The following is an 18,428-nucleotide window of genomic DNA, read 5'->3' on the forward strand; positions in this document are numbered from 1 at the left end:
AACGCCTCCCGGCCCGGCGGATCAACCGGCCAGCGTGGTCTGGAGGTCGGCGACCATGGTGTTCCAGGTCGAGACCGGCTCGGAACCGTTGATGATCTGCACCTGCGCGGCGTTCCACAGATCCCATACCGAACCCATCTCGGGGATCGACGGCATCGGCACGCCACCCTGGGCGGATTTCACGAAGCCGGCAGTGATCGGGTCAGACGAGACCTCTTCGGCGAGGGTCGACCACGCAGGAATGCGCGGGTCTGCCTCGTAGAGCGCGCGCTGAGCGTCTTCGGTGCCGAGGTAGTTCACGAGGAACTCCTGAGCGAGGAGGGCGTTCTTGCTCTCGCTGGAGAGGTAGAAGCCCTGCACGCCCACGAAGGGAGCAGCCGTCTCGCCGCCGGCGGACGGGATCGGGTTGACCGTGACGTTCATGTCCTCGAACAGGTTCATGACCCACGGACCCTGGATCGTGTACGGCGCCTTGCCCGTGGCGAACAGCTCGTTGTTGATGTCGTAGTCGACAGTCGTGGAGATGTAGCCGGTGCCGTTCGCACCGTTCGCACCGAGCCAGCTCGCGAAGCCTTCGCCTGCGGCTCCGCCCATGCCGACCTCGGTCGTGTACGAGCCGGACTCGTCCTGCACGAAGACGGGAGCTCCGAACGATGTCTGGAGACCGTACATCGTGTAAGCGTCGCCGGTCTCACCGGCCGTGTTGATCACGAACGGACGCTCGGCGCCCGAATCGATGCCGCTCTGGATCATCTCGTCCCAGGTCGCTGGGGCGGCATCTCCGACGAGGTCGACGTTCTGGATCAGTGCGACCGTCTCGAGTGAGTACGGCAGCGCGTAGAGCTGGCCGTCATAGGTCATGGCATCCAGCGCCACCTGCTCGAACTCGCCCGCGGTGTCACCGAGGTCGATCGTGTCGACGACACCCGCTGCCACGAGCGCGCCGAGCCAGTCGTGTGCACCGACAGTGAGGTCGGGGCCTTCACCCGTCGGCACCTGTGCGATGAAGTCGTTGCGGAGGTCTTCGAAGTTCTTCTGCACGAGAGTAATCTTCGCGCCGGTCTCCTCTTCGAAGGCCGCGGCGGCAACCGTCAGCGCTGCTTCGCGCTCGGCATCCGTCCAGATGACGAGTTCCGCGCCATCGCCGGCCGGCGCCTCTTCTGCCTCTTCAGGAGCACTTGAACTGCAACCGGTCAGGGCGACGGCTGCTGCCAGCGCGAAGGCGCCGACTCCGATGTACTTGCGCATTGCTGGTTCCAATCTGTTGTGGCCGGCGATGCGCTCTGTAAGCGTGCCGCATCGTCACGACCGGGGGGGGTGTGCGTCTGGTCGGGTGACCTAGCGCGATTCAGTTGTCAGGCGGTGCGGCTCTTCTCAGGGCTCTTCTCAGGGCTCTTCTCGGAGCGGATGACGGCGACGCCGCCCGCGGGAATCGTGAAGCTCTCTTCCACCTCGGTGCCGCTGAGGAGTTCCTGCCCAGTGACGGGGAGCACGGCATCCTCATCGCCATGGTTGACGGCGATCCGGTAGGTCGCGTCGTCGGCGTTACGGACGATGACCTCGAGGTCTTCGGGGAGCCCGGTCGGAGATATGCCGGCATCGGCATAGACGTGCTGCATGAGGGTGTTCAGACCCTCAGCATCCAGTCGGGTGCTGACGTACCAGCCCGCGCCCTCGCCATGAGAATTGCGGGTGATCGCGGGCTCGCCGGCGGCGGGACCCTCGGCGTAGCTGCCGAAGACATCGGCACTGTGTCCACCATCAACGACGTGGCCACCATCGACAACGTGCAGTCGCAGGGCTTCCTGCCAGTGATCGGCGTTCAGAGTGTCGCCGGAGGAGGTGACGACCGCCGCCGTCTGGCCCTCGCGCAGCGGCAAGTGCTCTTCGACGTCGACACCGAGCACGTCGCGCAACGGGGCGAGGAAGCCGCCAGGGTGCACGGCGTCGTTCTCATCGACGACGGCCGAGAAGTACGAGACGAGCAGCGTGCCGCCGTCAGCGACGTAGCGGGTGAGGTTCTCGGCATCCGACGCCGTCAGCAGGTACTGGGCGGGCGCGATGACGAGGCTGTAGGCCGAGAGATCCTGCCCAGGCAGCGCGAAATCGCAGGTGATTCCGTCGCGCCACAGCCGCTCATAGAAGGCGCGGATGCGCTCTTGGTGCGACAGGTCTTCGGTAGGACGCCATTCGAGATCTTGCGCCCAGAACGATTCGAAGTCCCACAGGATCGCGACGTCGGCCTTGACCGTGCTGCCCTGCACTTCTTCGAGTCGGCCGAGGTCGGCACCGAGCTGGGTGACCTCGCGGAAGACGCGGGAGTTCACGCCTGCATGCGGGAGCATCGCCGAGTGGAACTTCTCAGCTCCAGAGCGACCGGCGCGCCACTGGAAGAAGAGGATGCCGTCAGCACCGCGTCCGAGGTGGGTGAGCGAGTTGCGGGCCATCTCGCCCTGGCGCTTTGCGATGTTGCGGGGCTGCCAGTTCACGGCCGAGGTGGAGTGCTCCATGAGGATCCACGGCTTGCCGCCGCCAACCGAGCGACTGAGGTCTGCGGCGATGGCAAGACCGATGTGCGCGTCTTCGTCTGCGGCCCACAGGTAGTGGTCGTCGGAGACGATGTCGACCTCGCGGCCCCAGGCCCAGAGGTCAGTGGTCCAGCTCTGATTCGCCATGAAGTTCGTGGTGATGGGCTGGTCGGCGTGCACGCGGATCGCGTCGCGCTCGGCAATGAAGCAGGCACGCAACTGGTGATCGGTGAAGCGCGCGAAGTCCAGGCGCTGGGCCGGGTTCACAACGCTCGGAGCCGCAGCAGGGGTGTTGACGTGCTCCCATGCCGTGTAGTGCTGGCCCCAGAAGGCGGTGCCCCACGCGCTGTTGAACGCGTCGAGTGTGCCGTACTTCTCCTGGAGCCAGAGCCGGAAGGCCGCGGCAGAATGCGCGGAGTGGTCTTCGCCGACAGGAACGCCGTACTCGTTGTGCACGTGCCAGAGCACAACCGCCGGATGCTTCGCATAGCGGGCAGCGAGAGTGTCGGCGTAGCGAACGATTGCTTCCCGGTATGCGGGCGAAGAGTGTGACGCCATGCCGCGCGACCCGAAGCCCATGACGCGGCCATCGCGATCGATGACGCGGGCGTCAGGATGCTGCGCGAAGAACCACGCCGGCGGGGACGCTGTCGGGGTGCCGAGGTCGACCGCGATGCCGTTCTCGTGCAGGAGGCCCAGCAGCTCGTCGAGCCAGGAGAAGTCGAACTCGCCTTCGGCAACCTCGATGAGCGCCCAGGAGAAGATTCCGACGCTGACCATGTTGACACCGGCCTCGCGCATGAGCACGACGTCTTCGCGCCAGGTCTCACGTGACCACTGCTCAGGGTTGTAGTCGCCGCCGTAGGCGATTCCCCGAAGTTCGGGCCAGGCGTGGGGGGTGGTCATCGTCACTCCATTGGGTCGGTGCGTGGTGCTGTCTTCAGTCGGTTGGATCCGACTGGGACCGGTCTCAGTTTATTGTGTTGGCAAACTGGGACCGGTCTCAGTTCTACCTTATTGTCGCGTGGTTCGAGGCAGCCGCAGATCGAACCGTTACCGAACTGAGACCGGTCCCAGCATGTATTACACGTCCCAACCAGGGAGTGAGTAGAGTCGTTCCGGTGAGTGAAGTGACGGCGAAGCGAAAGCCGACGATCCGCGATGTTGCCGTGCAGGCCGGGGTTTCCCGCAGCACGGTCTCCCGCGTGATCAACGGCGGGCACTGGGTGTCCCCCGACGCGCGCGTTGCCGTCGATGCGGCGATCCTTGCCACCGGATACACCGCCAATCATCACGCACGCAGCCTCGCCACCGGGCGCGCAGGCTCGATGGCGTTCCTGCTCACCGAGCCGCAGCAGTTGCTCTTCGATGACCCGACCTTCGCGCTGCTGCTTCGTGGGGCGGCTGAAGCTCTCGCGCAACGGTCGATGACCCTGGTGCTCCTCGTCGCTGGGACACCCGCCGAGCGCGACAGCGTGGCGCACTTCATCAGCGCAGGACACGTCGACGGCGTGCTTCTCATCTCATCGCACGAGTCAGAGCCGCTGCTCGAGCAACTGCTCGACGACGGCATCCCGATTGTGAGCTGTGGCGTTCCGCTGGGGCACGAGAGCGAGCTGTCGACCATCTCGGTCGAAGAGGTCGCATCGGCGAGGACCATGGCCGCGTACCTGCATAAGAAGGGGTACGAGCGGATCGGCATGATCGCCGGCCCCGACGACACACCTGGCGGGCGGTACCGGCTGGTCGGCTTCCGCGAGGAGCTCGGCGACCGCTTCGATGAGGCGCTCGTGGAGACCGGCGACTACTCGTTCGAATCTGGTCAGACCGCGATGACCCAGCTACTTGAACGCGGCGTGGATGCAGTGTTCGCGGCGAACGACCGGATGGCTGCCGGTGCAATCGCCGCAGTGCGGCGGGCGGGTCTGCGGGTACCAGAAGATGTCGCCGTCGCCGGCTTCGACGACTCTGGCCTCGCCGCGACGCACGAGCCGTCCATCACGACCATGCGTCAACCGTGGGAGCAGATCAGCTCACAGATGGTGCACGTGCTGCTCGATGTGATCGCTGGGGCACCGACCCGGTCGGTGATCCTGGAGACTGAGCTCGTGGTGCGCGAGAGCGCCTGAGCCGGGCCTGAGCCGCGGCGGCTACCCGTCACGCGTGCAGCAGCGATCCACGCGCCGACGGCCTACTGCCCTCCGGCGCCAGCGCCGCGAGGATACGCACGAGCGTGGTGAGCCAGAGCAGCCCGAGGCCGATCACGACCGCTTCGAGCACAGTCACCGAGAACAGGTGGTAGCTATCGGCCAGCACGAACGCGACCACGAGCATCAGAGCGATGCCGACCGTGGTGAGCAGTAGCGGACGCGGCGGCCCAGGCATCACTGCAGTCGTCACGACTCCGGCGGCGACGAACAACACAAGGGTTCCGACAGCGGCGATGTTGTGCAGCACGATTATCTGCTCGAGCGGGAACAGCCCGACCCCTGCGAGCGCGATACCGGTCGCCATCCATAGCAACGCCACAGTCGCGATGCGTCCGAACCATTCATCACCACGGATGCGGTGCAGATCTCGCGCGATGTACATGCCGACGGTGGCGACGAGGATGCCGGCGACGACGAGCGTTCCGTTGAACACCCACGCTCCGTCGCCGATGCCGAGCTGTGAGAAGTTCACTTCCCACCAGTGCGGATCGGCGGCGGTGAGCATGGCGAAGAGAGTGCCGATCACGAGATAGCTGAACAGCAGCGCGGCGAGGTCTGTGGTGTGCAGGCCGATGCCTGCATCGAATGCGAGCCGTCCGCCGACGGCGCTCGCGACTCCGGTGATGATGCCGCCGCCGAGCGCGGGGACCTCCAGGCCCTGCAGCCCGACACCGAGCACCTCGCTGGCCAGCAGCACACCCAGCGCGGTCACTCCCGCGAAGGCGATGGTCAGGGCGACTGCCGAGGATGCCGAGATGACGATCTGCCACCGTGGCATCGCCGCGTTCTCACCGCGGCGATGCAGGAATGTACTGACGGCGAAGGCTGCCGCGGCAATAGCTCCGGCGATCAACGCGGCAGGCAAACCCATCGATCCGTCTCCGGCGATCGGCCGCGGGTTTCCCCACAGTACGAGTGTGCCGACTCCAGTGCCAACGAGGAAGCAGACGAGCGTCGCCCAGATCGCACGAGTCTCACGTGCCATCTGCTGCTCCTTGTCCATGCACCCATCGAACCACGCCGGCGACCAGCCGGCTGGGAAATCTAGCCGCGCATGGCGACGCCGCGGCGCCAGTACCCCATGAACGCCACCTGTGAGCGATCGATGCCGAGGTCCTTCACGAGGTGACGGCGGAGCGTCGTGACGACGCCGCTCTCCCCCGCGATCCAGAAGTACCGCTCGGCGGCCGAAGCAGAGGGCGCGACCTCCTCGCCGCTGCCCGAGTACTCCGGCGTCTCCCAGACCATTTCCTCGCCTTCGGCATCCTGCACAGTGATCTCGGTGTGGGCGCTGTCACCGAGATAATCGAGCACCGTCGGAATCACTCGCAACCCGTGTGCGGCGGATCCGCGCGGCAGCCAGTGCACCTCGACTCCGTCGGGAGCGTCGATGGCCAGGATGTCTTCGGCGACCGGCACTTCGATGAATGCCAGTCCGCGGAGGTCGCGCGGAGCGTCCTCCAGGATGCGGGCGATCGCAGGCGCCGCAGTCTCATCGCCGACGAGAATGACCGATGACGCCGACCCCGGGGCGTACTCGATGCCGCTGCGTTCTTCACGACCGCGACGAGGCCCTACGACCAGCAGCTCATCGCCCGCGGCAGCCGAGCTCGCCCACAGCGACGCGGGTCCGGTGAGTCCTGGCTGCAGGTGCAGCACGAAGTCGACGACGACCTCGGTGCCAGCATCCGTCACTCGTAGCTCGCGCACCGAATAGGTGCGCATCGAGCCGCGCTCCTCCTCCGGCACGGCGAGGTACGAACCCCACCAGTCGTCGTTGTTACGCGCAACAGGGGGCAGGATGCCGGAAGCCGGCGGGAAGACGAGCTTGATCCGCGCGTCATAGACATCTCCGGGCGTGCCGAACTCGGCGAGCTCCGAACCACCGAAGGTGACACGCACGAAATTCGGCGACACGCGATCGACTGCGCGCACCTCTGCGCGGGCGAGAACGTAGGACGGACGCTGCTTCGTTGTCGTCTCAGCGGACATGATGCCTCCCGATTGGCGTGACCATCGGCTTGCCTGAAACCGGGTCGGTAGTGATCTGATTCGCCATGCCGAAGACCTCTTCGACCAGCGTGTGGGTGAGAACCTCGCCTGGTGCGCCCAGGGCGTGCACCTGCCCGCTCTTCATCGCGACGAGTTCGTCGGAGTAGCGGGCGGCGAGGTTGAGGTCGTGCAGCACCATCACGATCGTGGTGCCGCGCGAGACGCTCAGGTCGGTGAGCAGGTCGAGCACCTCGACCTGGTGCGCGACGTCGAGGAAAGTGGTGGGCTCATCAAGCAGCAGAATGTCGGTCTCCTGCGCGAGCGCCATGGCGATCCAGACGCGCTGACGCTGTCCGCCGGAGAGTTCGTCGACGCTGCGGTCAGCGAGGTCGGTGGTACCGGTGGCCTCGAGCGCATTGGCGACGACCTCATAGTCGTGCGCGTTCCAACGTGCCAGCATTTTCTGATGCGGATGCCGTCCGCGGCCGACCAGGTCGGCGACAGCGATGCCCTCAGGGGCGATCGGAGACTGCGGCAGCAGGCCGAGCACGCGTGCGATCTCTTTGGTGGGGCGCGAATGCACGGATCTGCCGTCGAGGACGACCTGACCGGATGACGGTGAGAGCAGACGTGCGAGCGAACGCAGCAGCGTCGACTTCCCGCATCCGTTCGCCCCGACGATCGACGTGATCTTGCCAGGCGCGATGGTCAGGTCGAGGCCCTCGATGATGGTGCGGTCGCCGTAGCCGAGGGTGATCCCCTCGGCTACCAGAGTGTGGGCCTCGGTCACAGCGAGCCTTCCGAGCGGTTGGTGCGGATGAGTAGATAGATCAGGTACGGCGCGCCAAGCACGCCGGTGATGACGCCGACCGGATAGCGCGTCTCGAACAAGAACTGGCCGATCAGATCGCCGCCGAGCACGAGTACCGCACCGACGAAGGCCGACGGCAGCAGCAGATTCGCACCAGGGCCGGTGAGACGCGCGGCGATCGGTCCTGCCATGAACGCGACGAACGCGATCGGGCCGGTGGCGCCGGTTGCGAATCCGAGCAGCGCAACCGCGCCGATGATGAACATCAGCCGCGTGGCGTTCACTCGAACGCCGAGGCCGGAGGCCGAGTCATCGCCGAGCTGCAGCATCCCCAACGCCTTTGCTTGGCTGAAAAGCAGCGGCAGGATGACCACGCTGGCGATCGCGAGCGGGGCGACATCGTCCCATGACGCATTGTTCAGACTGCCGGTGAGCCAGCGCATTGCGGTCTGGATGTCCCACTGCGCGGCACGTGAGAGCACGTAGGAGACGACGCTCTGCAGCATGGCCCCGACGCCGATTCCGATCAGGATCAGGCGGATGCCGGAGAAGCCGCCCTTCTTCGAAAGCAGGTAGATCGCGAGCGCTGTGATCAGTGCGCCGACGAGCGCGAGCACGGACACCATCGGACCGCTGGCGCCGAGCACGATAATGCCGACCACGGCCGCAGCGCTCGCTCCTTCGGTGATGCCGATGATGTCGGGCGACGCGAGCGGGTTGCGCAACAGCGTCTGGAAGGAGACGCCCGCGATACCGAAGGCGAATCCGGCAAGAATCGCGAGAGCCGTGCGTGGCAGACGCAACTCGCCGACGGTGAAGGATGCTCCTGGCACCGTCTCTCCGAGGATGACGCGGATGACTTCGCCCGGAGTGTAGAAAGTGTTGCCGACCATGAGTGCGACGGCCGCGAGCGCGAACACCAGCACGCCCAGCACAACGCTGGCCGTGGCGTGGCGTCGGTGGCGAGATCGTCGTCCGGCCGCAATCACGGAGGTCCCCTTGGTCTGCAGAAGGGTCACAGTTCACGCACCTTCTGGCGACGCACGATCCAGATGAAGAACGGGGCGCCGATGACCGCGGTGATGATGCCGACCTGGATCTCTTCGCTTGAGGGGGCGATGACGCGTCCGATGACGTCGCTGGCGAGCAGCAGCGACGCACCGGCGAGGGCTGAGAAGGGCAATAGCCAGCGGTGGTCGGTGCCGATGAGCATCCGACACATGTGCGGGATGACGAGTCCGACGAATCCGATCGGGCCGGCGATGGCGGTGGCGGCTCCCGCGAGGATGACCGCGCCGACAGCCGAGATGAGTCGGGTGCGGAAGACGTTCTCGCCGAGGCCTGAGGCCAAGTCGTCGCCGAGCGCGAGCGAGTTCATGCCGCGTGAGCAGGCGAAGCAGATGAGGGCGCCCAGCGCGAGTACGGGTGCGGTGATCGCGATACGCGACCAATCCGCCCCGCCGACCCCACCGATCTGCCAGGACTGGAACGTCTGCAGCAGATCGACACGGGGAAGCATGATGGCGCTGATGAGCGAGCCGAGCGCGGCTGCGGTCGCGGCTCCCGCAAGTGCCAGCTTGAGCGGGGTGGCACCGCCGCGCCCGAGCGAGCCTACGGAGTAGACGAACACGGCGGCGACCGCGGCGCCGATGATTGCGAGCAACATGTAGCTGTAAGCGCTAGAGACGCCCAGGAATGCGATACCGAGCACGACCGCGAGTGATGCACCGCTGGTGACGCCCAGGATTCCTGGATCCGCGATGGGGTTGCGGGTCACTGCCTGCATGGTCGCGCCGGAGAGCGCGAGGGCTGCGCCAACCAGAATCGCGAGCGCTGTACGAGGGATGCGCTTGATGATCGCGGCCTGCGCGATGGTCTCGTCGTGTCCGCTCAGCGCCGCGACGATGTCATCGAACGAGACGGCGCGCACGCCGAAGGAGACCGAGAGGATGCTGAGGATGACGATGACACCGACGCCGATGAGCAGCCACAGGGCGCGCACGAGCGCCGGGCGCCGCAGATTCGCGGCGCCCGGCGTCAAAGTCGTGGCGGCTGAGGTCACTCCGAGAGCAGCGGGGCCTCGAGCATGGCGAAGTACTCGTCGATGCCCCACTTGATGGACAGCGGCGACGGGTTCGCGGATGCCGCGATCGGCGTCGCGTCAGGCAGGATGGCGATGCGACCTTCGGCGATTGCGGGAATCTTCGACAGCAGCGGGTCAGCCTGGAGTGTGGCGATCATTGACTCGTCGCCGTAGGTGATGAACACGTCGACATCGTTGAACTTGTCAGCCTCTTCCGAACTCGCCGAGAGGTAGAACTCGGTGCTGTCCGCGTTCTCCGTGAGGATCTCGGGCACGGGGAGTCCGAGGCTCGTCAGGAAGCCGGGGCGGGTGTCCGCGGGCGTGTAGAAGCCGATTTGACTGAGGTCGCTCGGGTCAAGATAAGTGAAGAGCAGCTTCGCGTCCTTGAGCGCGGGGTGCGCCTCGAGCGCAGCATCCGTCTCGGCGTGGATTTCCTCGATCAGGGCTTCGCCCTCTTCAGCGAGGCCAAGCGCAGTCGAGTTCATGGTGATCATGTCTTCAACGGAGGTAGCCCAAGGGATGTCGGGGTAAGCGACAACGGGCGCGATCTTGGAGAGGGTGTCGTACTCCTCCTGCGAAAGACCGGAGTACGAAGCGAGGATGACATCGGGGTTGGTGTCGGCAACAGCCTCGAAGTCGACGCCGTCGACCTCGTCGAACAACACCGGGACGTCGCCTGCGGCCTCAGCATCCGCGTCGCCAAGCAGCGACACGTCAACGCCGAGCTCGGTGAGCTCTTCCTCGACCCAGGGGAGTACGCCGTTGTCGTCGTCGTCGCCCCAGCTGACCTTGCCCAGGCCGACCGGAACGATGCCGAGTGCGAGCGGAACCTCGTGGTTGGCCCACGCGACGGCCGCGACGCGCTCTGGCTTCTCCGTGATCGTGGTCTCGCCGTACGCGTGCTCGATCGTAACGGGGAAGGCGTCAGCGGATGCCGGGTTCGAGCTTCCGGAGTCAGTGCTTTCGGGAGCGGAGCTTTCGGGAGCGGAGGTCGAGCAGGCTGCGAGGCCGACGGTCAGGACCGCGGCGGCGCCGATACCAAGAAGGCGGGAGATGCGCACAGGCTTCCCTTTCGGGTTCAGGGTGTGAGGGTGTGACGCGAGGGCGTCGAGACTTTGGTAAGCCTCGCCTAATCTAACACGAGGTTAGGGTGTCCTCAGTGTCGATATCAATCCGTGATACGTCCTAACGTGGGGTTATGCGGATGACATCGGCGGTGCGCAGCACGAAGCGTGCTCCCCTGCTGCAGGTCGTGAAGTCGGCCGTGGCAACGATCGGCGCGTGGTTGATCGCCGGGTGGCTGATCCCTGGACCACTCCCCGTGTTCGCCGCAATTGCCGCCCTGCTTGTCGTTCTGCCCAGTGTGAACCAGTCATTCACCAAAGCGGTCGAGCGCAGCATCGGCGTGATCGTCGGTGTCCTGATCGCAACGGGGCTGAGCCTTCTACTCGGGCAGCAGAGTTGGGTGGTGCTGCTGGCGATCGTCATAGCCATGCTTGTCGCCTGGATCTTCCGTGCGACGCCAGGCATGGGAAACCAGGTCGCGATCTCGGCGATGCTCGTACTGGCCCTGGGCTCGTCGAGTCCGGAGTATGCGCTCGATCGGATCCTGGAGACCCTCATCGGCGTCGCGATCGGCATCATCGTGAATGCGTTGATCGTGCCGCCCGTGCTCACGGCTCCTGCACGTCGGGATCTGGGGCTACTCGGCGCTGAGATCGCAGCCAGCCTCGACCGGCTGGCCATTGCTCTGCCGAGCCCGCAGGAACCCGCGAAGCTGCAGGAGCTGATGCTCGAGGCCAGGCTGCTGCGCCCGATGCAGGCGGCGGCCGAAGAATCCATCACCGCCGCGGAGGAATCGCTGACGCTCAATCCGCGTCGCTCAGCGCGCGGCGAACTTGCCGAGATGCGCGCGCTCTTGCAGCAGCTGTCGCCGATCGTGACGCAGGTGATCGGTATGACGCGCGCGTACTTCGACCACTACGACGACGCTCTCGCCGATGAACCGACCGTCCATGCGATCGCCGAGCAGTTGCGGCGGGCAGGGCACGATGTGCGGCTGGCCGTGCAGATCGCCGATATCGCGCCGGAGCCGAATTCTGAGACTTCAGCCATCCCCGCGTTGACGGCTCCGCTGCAGCTGAAACCGCCGGCATCCGGTCATTGGATCTTGATCGGCTCACTGATGGAAGACCTGCGCCGCATCCGCGAAGCGCTCGTCGAGGACTGACGGGTTCCCAATCCGTTTCTGCACCGTACGCGGACACGGGAAGTTATCCCCCGAACGCGTGAATCAGGGGCATCGACTCCTACCGTGGGCGTCATGTATCTCGACCACAGCTACTCCATGTTGCGTTCTTCCATCCGCGTACGCGTTACTGCGCCGACTGTGCCGCCGACGACGCGCACATTCGACATGTCGCAAAGGACATCGGAATCGTGGCTCATCGATGCGTTCTTGCTGGCGACCGGGCATCCAGAAGCGGAGGATTCCTACCACGATCAGCGTTATGACCGCGACGTGCGCAGAGTCACGTTCGGCGCCGATCCCACCGTCGACATTCCTGGAGCGGCAGACGGATGCCGGATCGAGGTGCTGAGCTCGCGGACTTCCAAGGTCGGCGAACCGTGCGTGCAGATCGTCGACGATGACGCTCCCGAGCACGCCAGTGCACACTGGCAGCACGCGCTCGCACCGTTGCGGCGTGCGCACGTGCAGCAGGAGCTCACGCGCAGATTCGGCATCGTGCTGCCAGAAGTGGATACGTCCGGCGTCGCTGAGCTGTCCGGGGAGCTGGGCCATTCCTCTCCGTTGTTGTCGCTGCTGCTCGAACTGCCGCCGGAGAGGCGCCTTGCGCTTCGCGCGCATCTGATGGATGCCGGATTGCTCGACCCCGCGCCGATGGACAAGGCGACCGCAGATGCACTGCTGTCGAGCCTGAGCTGGCTGGTCGATCGAATCGGGCCGGGTGGCGTTGAGCAGAACGAGCACGGTGCGCTTCCTGACTCGCTGGCGCGGGAGGCCGAGTCAGCCATGGACTGGGTGCCGATATCTGGCTCACCGCCGTCGCCAGGGCATGCGCTGCTCACCCTTGCGCGCACGGCCCGGTTCACCCGACGCCTGAAAGGTCGCATCCTGCCGACAGTGCGAACCAGAATGATCAAGGAGAAGCCGCTGCGTGCGCTCGCTGAGATGCGCGAAGCCTCTCAGCACGGCCGTGACTTCACCTACAGCTGGGCGCCGGAGCATGCCCGCACGCTGGCACTACTCGCGATCGCCGATGGGAGCGGCGCTGACACCGGTGGCGTCGTCCAACGCGTGACGGACGGGCTGAGAACGCTCACGAGCGCGGGTGACGGACCGGAGCACGAGGCGCAGAAAGCCGTCCGCGAGCTGATGGAGGTGCTGGCACCGCTCGGCGGCATCGGCAGCTACGGACTGCTCACTCCACCCGTGCGCGCGTTCGCGCGATCAGAGCTGTTCTGATGCTGACGCCGATCCGTTCGACAAGCGCAAATGACTCGATCCGAGGGGATAATCGAGCCATTTGCGCTCATTGAAACGTCCAGTCGATCTACGCTGGAGGCATGGCCGATCTGTCCGAAGTACTCGCCGATCTCGCGGCGCTCGACGACCCGAAGGTGCGCGCAGCGAATGAGAAGCGCGGCGACGATCACGGAATCAACCTGTCGCGGATGCGGGCGCTCGCGAAGCAGGTCAAGACGAACCATGCACTCGCGAGGGAGCTCTGGGCGACCGGCGAGACGCCACCGCAGCTGCTCGCGCTGTTGATCTGCAAGCCGCGGGAGTTCTCCGCTGACGAGCTCGACGCGATGCTCCGCGAGACACGGGCGCCGAAGGTCAACGACTGGTTCGTTAACTACGTCGCCAAGAAGACCCCGCTCGCCGAAGAGATGCGGCTTCGTTGGTTCGGCGACGCTGACCCGACAGTCGCTGCCGCGGCGTGGTCGCTGACATCCGAGCGTGTGGCGAAGACGCCGGATGGCCTCGACCTGGAGCAGCTGCTCGATCTCATCGAGCGAGACATGAAGGATGCACCGAAGCGCCCGCAATGGACGATGAACGAGACCCTCGCTCAGATCGGCATCCACCACCCACACTTGCGTGCACGCGCGCTGGAGATCGGCGACCGGCTGCAGGTTCTGGCCGATTATCCGACAGCTCCCGGATGCACCTCCCCGTTCGCACCGATCTGGATCAACGAGATCGTGCGGCGGCGCGAAGGCACCGGTTGACCCGATGTTGACCGCTGGCCCCAGGGCGGTCACACACGCGCGGCTGACTACGCTGGATGCATGAGCACGCACATCGCAGCCGCATCCGGCGAGATCGCACCCATCGTCCTGTTCCCCGGTGACCCACTGCGTGCGAAGTGGATCGCCGAGACGTTCCTTTCCGATGCGGTGCTGTACTCCGAAACCCGCGGGATGCTGGGATTCACCGGCACGTGGAATGGGCACCGCGTCTCGGTGCAGGGCTCAGGTATGGGGCAGCCGTCGATGGCGATCTACACCAACGAACTGTTCAACGAATACGACGTGCAGACGATCGTGCGAGTCGGGTCGTGCGGCGCGCTGACCGAGAAGCTCGCGGTGCGCGACATCATCATCGCGAACGGCGCCTGCACCGATTCGGGCATCAACCGCGTGCGCTTCAACGGACTCGACTATGCGCCGGTCGCCGACTTCTCGCTGCTGCGCGCGGCGGTCGAGGCAAGCGAGGAACTGCCGATCTCGTCGAGTGTTCACGTCGGGCTGCTGTTCTCGAGTGACCAGTTCTACAGCACCCGGCCTGAGCTGACCGAGCCCTTCGTGAAGCACGGCGCCCTGGGCGTCGAGATGGAGACGAGCGGGCTGTACACACTCGCGGCGTACTACGACCGCCGCGCGCTGAGCATCTGCACGGTCTCCGACCATCTCATCACGGGCGAAGAGACGACAGCCAACGAGCGCGAGCAGACCTTCGGCGACATGATCGAGATCGCGCTGCGCGCAGCGACCTCCTGACCACGGCGCACGGCGCCGCACGGCGCGTCGTTGTCATGTTGCGAGTCGGGTGAGGTTTCGAGGAGCATGGAACCATGCCCGATTCTCTTCCCCTGTGTCCCGAATGCTCCAGCGAGCACGCGTATGAGATGGGCGCGCTGCTCGTCTGCCCGATGTGCGGACACGAATGGTCCCCGACCGAGTCTGAGTCCGCCTCAGAAGATGCCGACACCGCTCCCGTCGTGAAGGACGCTGTCGGCAACGTGCTGGCCGATGGCGACACCGTCGTGGTGACCACCTCCATCAAGGTGAAGGGGTCGCAGGCGATCAAGGCAGGAACCAAGGTACGCGGTATCCGTCTCATCGATCCGGTCAACGGCCATGACATCGACTGCAAGGTCGACGGATTCGGCCCCATGCTTTTGAAGTCAAGCGTCGTCAAGAAAGCCTGAGGCTGCTGAGGGCCACGGCACCCGTCTCTGCGGTTCATAACTCCGCAGATTTGGACCAGTTCGGGCTGTTTCGGCCCGTGTGATCGTCATCACGCGCCAATTCTGAGGAGTTATGAACGCTGAGCGCGCATGCCGGTCAGCTCAGTGAGGGATGATCGAAGGACCATGACTTCCTCCGCGCGCCTCGATCCGACCTCCCTGCGCGACGATGCGGGAGCCGTCGACCCGGATGCCGTGTACATGGCGTTCGTCGAATGGGCTGAGTCCACAGGCATCCAGCTCTACCCGGCACAGGACGAGGCGATCATCGAGATCGTCTCCGGGCAGAACCTGATCCTCTCGACGCCTACCGGCACCGGCAAGTCGCTCGTCGCGATCGGCGCGCATTTCGCCGCCCTCGCTGAGGGCCGACGCAGCTACTACACGGCGCCGATCAAGGCGCTGGTGAGCGAGAAGTTCTTCGCGCTCGTCGACACGTTCGGGCCCGAGAACGTCGGGATGATCACCGGCGACTCGTCCGTGAACGCGGATGCGCCGATCATCTGCTGCACGGCCGAGATCCTCGCGAACCTCGCCCTGCGTCAAGGCCCTACGGCCGACGTCGGCCAGGTCGTGATGGACGAGTTCCACTTCTATGCCGACCCCGAACGCGGGTGGGCATGGCAGGTGCCGCTGCTCACGCTGCCTCAGGCTCAGTTCATTCTGATGTCGGCGACGCTCGGCGACGTCACTGCGTTGGCTGAGGATCTGACCCGTCGCACCGGCCGCGAGACCGCGACGGTGACCGGAGTCGAACGACCGGTGCCGCTGCACTTCTTCTACGAGATGACGCCCATTCACGAGACGGTCGATGACCTGCTGAATACCAGCCAGTCGCCGATCTACGTCGTGCACTTCTCGCAGGCCGCCGCCATGGAACGTGCCCAGGCGCTGTCGAGCACGAAGATCGCGACGCGTGAACAGCGCGACGCGATCGCCGCCCTCATCGGAGAGTTCCGCTTCACCACGGCTTTCGGCAAGACGCTGTCCAAGTTCCTGCGCGCAGGCATCGGTGTGCACCATGCCGGCATGCTGCCGAAGTATCGGCGACTCGTCGAGCAGCTCGCACAGCGCGGGATGCTGCGCGTCATCTGCGGCACCGACACCCTCGGAGTGGGCATCAACGTGCCGATCCGCACGGTGCTGTTCACGGCGCTGACGAAGTTCGACGGCACACGGATGCGGCAGCTGAATGCCCGCGAGTTCCATCAGATCGCAGGGCGCGCAGGCCGCGCGGGATTCGACACCGCGGGAACCGTCGTCGTTCAGGCACCGGAGCATGAGACCGAGAACGCCGCAGCGATCAAAAAGGCCGGCGACGACCCGAAGAAGAAGCGAAAGCTAATCCGCAAGAAGGCCCCTGACGGGTTCGTGTCGTGGGGGGAGCCCTCGTTCCGCAAGCTCATCGATGCGGAACCCGAGACCCTCACCTCGCACATGCAGATCACGAGCGCGATGATGCTCAACGTGATCGGCCGCGGCGGCGACGTGTTCGGAAATATACGCGCACTGATATATGACAACCACGAGCCACGAGCCCGACAGCGAATGCTGGCCATCCGCGCGCTGGGGATCTATCGGACGCTCCGCGAATCGGGCATCGTCGAGCAGTCGGCCGATGGCACGATCAGCCTCACCGTCGATCTACAGCCGAACTTCGCCCTGAACCAGCCGCTGTCGCCGTTCGCGTTGGCCGCGTTCGAACTGCTTGATCCGGATGCCGCCACCTTCGCGCTGGACATGATCTCGATCGTCGAATCGACCCTGGACGATCCTCGGGCGGTGCTGAGCCAACAGGAATTCCTCGCTCGTGGCGAAGCGGTCGCCGAGATGAAGCGCGAGGGCATCGAGTACGACGAGCGGATGGAGATGCTCGAGCAGATCACGTATCCGAAGCCGCTCGAGGAGCTGCTGGGCGCAGCGTTTGAGACGTACAGCGCCGCGCAACCGTGGATCCGTGACTTCGAACTGCACCCGAAGGCCGTCGTCCGCGACATGTATGAGCGAGCCATGTCGTTTGGGGAATATGTCGCGTACTACAAGATCGCACGGTCAGAGGGCGTGGTGCTGCGGTACCTCTCTGATGCCTATCGTGCGGCGTCGCAGACCATCCCCGAAGACCTCAAGAGCGAGGATCTGCGCGACCTGATCGAGTGGCTCGGTGAGCTCGTCCGGCAGGTCGACTCCAGCCTTCTCGACGAGTGGGAAGAGTTGCGCGCTGGCATCGATAACGGGGTGGTGGATCTGCCCCGTCATGATGACGCACCGATCGTGCCGCCGGCGCCGAAGCGTCTCACGTCGAACGTGCGCGCCTTCCGGATCCTGGTGCGCAATGAGATGTTCCGCCGGGTGCAGCTCGCCGCCCGTGAGGACGTCGATGCGCTGGCCGTACTCGATCCCACCTTCGGATCGGATGCCTGGGATGCCGCGCTCGACGGCTACTTCGCCGACCACGACGAGATCCTCACCGGTGCCGACGCGCGCAGCTCGAAGTTGCTGCTCCTGACCGAGGGACCCACGAGCTGGACCGTGCGTCAGATCATCGATGACCCCGCGGGCGACCACGACTGGGGCATCGCCGCGACCATCGATCTTGCGGCATCCGATGAGGCGGGCGAAGCCGTCGTCACGGTCACCGGAATCGATCGACTCTAGGCCCGCGGTCGGGGGCGGTCGATCCTCGAGATGACGTGGAGCGGCAGATCGATCGGATTCTCCGGCTCCATCTCGCCTTCACCCACGCGTCGGAATCCGGCCTTCTCCAGGGCTCGCCACGACGCGATGTTGCCCGCCACGACAGGCACGATGACCGCTGGACATTCGGGGTAGCTCGACCAGGTATCTGCGACGACCGCGCGGATGATCGCGCTGCCGAGGCCGCGCCCCGTGTGCGACGGGTCCGCGATGAAGTAGTCGACGGTCACCGCTCCCGCCGGTACATCGACGATCGCGCTGAGCTCTAAAAATTCCTCGGGATAGTCGGCGATGCGGGAGCGCTGAACGAGCGCCACGGGTTGCCCATCCAGCGACACGAGCAGGTCCTCCCCCGCTTCCTCGCCTCGAGTGCCGGGGCCGAAATCCCGCGCAACTCCCTCTGGCGTGAAGTCATGCTGCCAGTAGCGGTGCACGTGAGGTCGCTTCAGCCACTCCGTGAGCAACGGGAAGTCGGTCTCGACAACGCGGCGCCACGCGACCAGAGGGTCGTCCGCGGGATCGGCGCGATCGTTCATGGAACTCCTCCTTGATGCTGCTCGCTCGGCGATAAGCGGGATGAGCCAGATCTGAGCAACCTACACGACCGCCTGC

General features: G+C 65.4%; 16 protein-coding genes. 7 read left to right on the forward strand and 9 right to left on the reverse strand.

Annotated elements, in window-relative coordinates; genetic code table 11:
• Positions 1-21: 21 nt before the first annotated feature.
• Together AC1C2Q_RS08105 and AC1C2Q_RS08110 are read right to left on the reverse strand one after the other, a co-directional pair.
• Positions 22-1,248 (reverse strand): sugar ABC transporter substrate-binding protein, encoded by a 1,227-nt coding sequence (locus AC1C2Q_RS08105; RefSeq protein ID WP_495449677.1) that lies wholly within the window; start codon positions 1,246-1,248, stop codon positions 22-24.
• A gap of 107 nt (positions 1,249-1,355) precedes the next feature.
• Complete coding sequence (locus tag AC1C2Q_RS08110; protein ID WP_495449678.1) at positions 1,356-3,434, reverse strand: beta-galactosidase; 2,079 nt, start codon at positions 3,432-3,434, stop codon at positions 1,356-1,358.
• 215 nt (positions 3,435-3,649) lie between these two features.
• Between AC1C2Q_RS08110 and AC1C2Q_RS08115 the strand changes: the two genes are divergently transcribed.
• Entirely contained in the window at positions 3,650-4,657 is a 1,008-nt protein-coding gene (locus AC1C2Q_RS08115; RefSeq protein WP_495449679.1) for a LacI family DNA-binding transcriptional regulator, read from the forward strand.
• Positions 4,658-4,685: 28 nt separating this feature from the next.
• Here AC1C2Q_RS08115 and AC1C2Q_RS08120 read toward each other — a convergent pair whose 3' ends face one another.
• The 6 genes from AC1C2Q_RS08120 to AC1C2Q_RS08145 are packed head-to-tail and all read right to left on the reverse strand — an operon-like array spanning position 4,686 to position 10,685.
• Complete coding sequence (locus AC1C2Q_RS08120) at positions 4,686-5,723, reverse strand: DUF998 domain-containing protein (RefSeq protein WP_495449680.1); 1,038 nt, start codon at positions 5,721-5,723, stop codon at positions 4,686-4,688.
• 59 nt (positions 5,724-5,782) lie between these two features.
• Positions 5,783-6,730: a siderophore-interacting protein gene (locus AC1C2Q_RS08125; protein WP_495449681.1), complete on the reverse strand. Its 948-nt coding sequence runs from the start codon at positions 6,728-6,730 to the stop codon at positions 5,783-5,785.
• Positions 6,720-7,520, reverse strand: a complete 801-nt coding sequence (locus AC1C2Q_RS08130) for an ABC transporter ATP-binding protein (RefSeq protein WP_495430582.1) — start codon at positions 7,518-7,520, stop codon at positions 6,720-6,722. Before AC1C2Q_RS08130 ends, AC1C2Q_RS08125 begins: the two co-directional genes overlap by 11 nt.
• Positions 7,517-8,560 (reverse strand): FecCD family ABC transporter permease, encoded by a 1,044-nt coding sequence (locus AC1C2Q_RS08135; protein ID WP_495449682.1) that lies wholly within the window; start codon positions 8,558-8,560, stop codon positions 7,517-7,519. The genes AC1C2Q_RS08130 and AC1C2Q_RS08135 overlap by 4 nt, the downstream gene beginning before the upstream one ends.
• Positions 8,557-9,603, reverse strand: coding sequence for a FecCD family ABC transporter permease (locus tag AC1C2Q_RS08140; protein WP_495449683.1), 1,047 nt, complete (start codon positions 9,601-9,603; stop codon positions 8,557-8,559). Before AC1C2Q_RS08140 ends, AC1C2Q_RS08135 begins: the two co-directional genes overlap by 4 nt.
• Entirely contained in the window at positions 9,600-10,685 is a 1,086-nt protein-coding gene (locus AC1C2Q_RS08145) for an iron-siderophore ABC transporter substrate-binding protein (protein WP_495430585.1), read from the reverse strand. Before AC1C2Q_RS08145 ends, AC1C2Q_RS08140 begins: the two co-directional genes overlap by 4 nt.
• A 137-nt stretch (positions 10,686-10,822) precedes the next feature.
• Between AC1C2Q_RS08145 and AC1C2Q_RS08150 the strand changes: the two genes are divergently transcribed.
• From AC1C2Q_RS08150 to AC1C2Q_RS08175, 6 genes are all read left to right on the forward strand, one after another.
• The gene (locus AC1C2Q_RS08150) at positions 10,823-11,854 is read left to right on the forward strand and encodes an FUSC family protein (RefSeq protein WP_495430586.1); all 1,032 of its coding nucleotides are present in this window, start codon (positions 10,823-10,825) and stop codon (positions 11,852-11,854) included.
• A 93-nt stretch (positions 11,855-11,947) separates the two neighbouring features.
• A complete protein-coding gene (locus tag AC1C2Q_RS08155) occupies positions 11,948-13,111 on the forward strand; it encodes a hypothetical protein (RefSeq protein ID WP_495449684.1) in 1,164 nt (387 codons plus the stop codon).
• Between the two features lie 101 nt (positions 13,112-13,212).
• The gene (locus AC1C2Q_RS08160) at positions 13,213-13,881 is read left to right on the forward strand and encodes a DNA alkylation repair protein (protein WP_495449685.1); all 669 of its coding nucleotides are present in this window, start codon (positions 13,213-13,215) and stop codon (positions 13,879-13,881) included.
• Positions 13,882-13,941: 60 nt separating this feature from the next.
• Positions 13,942-14,652 carry a purine-nucleoside phosphorylase gene (gene deoD, locus AC1C2Q_RS08165; RefSeq protein WP_495449686.1) on the forward strand — a complete coding sequence of 237 codons (711 nt, stop codon included), beginning with the start codon at positions 13,942-13,944 and terminating at the stop codon, positions 14,650-14,652.
• Positions 14,653-14,726: 74 nt separating this feature from the next.
• Complete coding sequence (locus AC1C2Q_RS08170) at positions 14,727-15,083, forward strand: zinc ribbon domain-containing protein YjdM (protein ID WP_495449687.1); 357 nt, start codon at positions 14,727-14,729, stop codon at positions 15,081-15,083.
• A gap of 165 nt (positions 15,084-15,248) precedes the next feature.
• Positions 15,249-17,777, forward strand: coding sequence for a DEAD/DEAH box helicase (locus tag AC1C2Q_RS08175; RefSeq protein WP_495449688.1), 2,529 nt, complete (start codon positions 15,249-15,251; stop codon positions 17,775-17,777).
• Here AC1C2Q_RS08175 and AC1C2Q_RS08180 read toward each other — a convergent pair.
• Entirely contained in the window at positions 17,774-18,352 is a 579-nt protein-coding gene (locus tag AC1C2Q_RS08180; protein WP_495449689.1) for a GNAT family N-acetyltransferase, read from the reverse strand. The two genes, AC1C2Q_RS08175 and AC1C2Q_RS08180, sit on opposite strands and share 4 nt — an antisense overlap.
• Positions 18,353-18,428: the final 76 nt, after the last annotated feature.

It is taken from the genome of Microbacterium sp. Y356 (genome assembly GCF_059445355.1).

Excerpts from the sequence above, each read along its gene's own strand:
- AC1C2Q_RS08105 (WP_495449677.1), bottom strand. The coding sequence starts at position 1,248 with ATGCGCAAGTACATCGGAGTCGGCGCCTTCGCGCTGGCAGCAGCCGTC.
- AC1C2Q_RS08110 (WP_495449678.1), bottom strand. The coding sequence starts at position 3,434 with ATGACCACCCCCCACGCCTGGCCCGAACTTCGGGGAATCGCCTACGGC.
- AC1C2Q_RS08120 (WP_495449680.1), bottom strand. The coding sequence starts at position 5,723 with ATGGCACGTGAGACTCGTGCGATCTGGGCGACGCTCGTCTGCTTCCTC.
- AC1C2Q_RS08125 (WP_495449681.1), bottom strand. The coding sequence starts at position 6,730 with ATGTCCGCTGAGACGACAACGAAGCAGCGTCCGTCCTACGTTCTCGCC.
- AC1C2Q_RS08150 (WP_495430586.1), top strand. The coding sequence starts at position 10,823 with ATGCGGATGACATCGGCGGTGCGCAGCACGAAGCGTGCTCCCCTGCTG.
- AC1C2Q_RS08155 (WP_495449684.1), top strand. The coding sequence starts at position 11,948 with ATGTATCTCGACCACAGCTACTCCATGTTGCGTTCTTCCATCCGCGTA.
- AC1C2Q_RS08160 (WP_495449685.1), top strand. The coding sequence starts at position 13,213 with ATGGCCGATCTGTCCGAAGTACTCGCCGATCTCGCGGCGCTCGACGAC.
- deoD (WP_495449686.1), top strand. The coding sequence starts at position 13,942 with ATGAGCACGCACATCGCAGCCGCATCCGGCGAGATCGCACCCATCGTC.
- AC1C2Q_RS08170 (WP_495449687.1), top strand. The coding sequence starts at position 14,727 with ATGCCCGATTCTCTTCCCCTGTGTCCCGAATGCTCCAGCGAGCACGCG.
- AC1C2Q_RS08175 (WP_495449688.1), top strand. The coding sequence starts at position 15,249 with ATGACTTCCTCCGCGCGCCTCGATCCGACCTCCCTGCGCGACGATGCG.
- AC1C2Q_RS08180 (WP_495449689.1), bottom strand. The coding sequence starts at position 18,352 with ATGAACGATCGCGCCGATCCCGCGGACGACCCTCTGGTCGCGTGGCGC.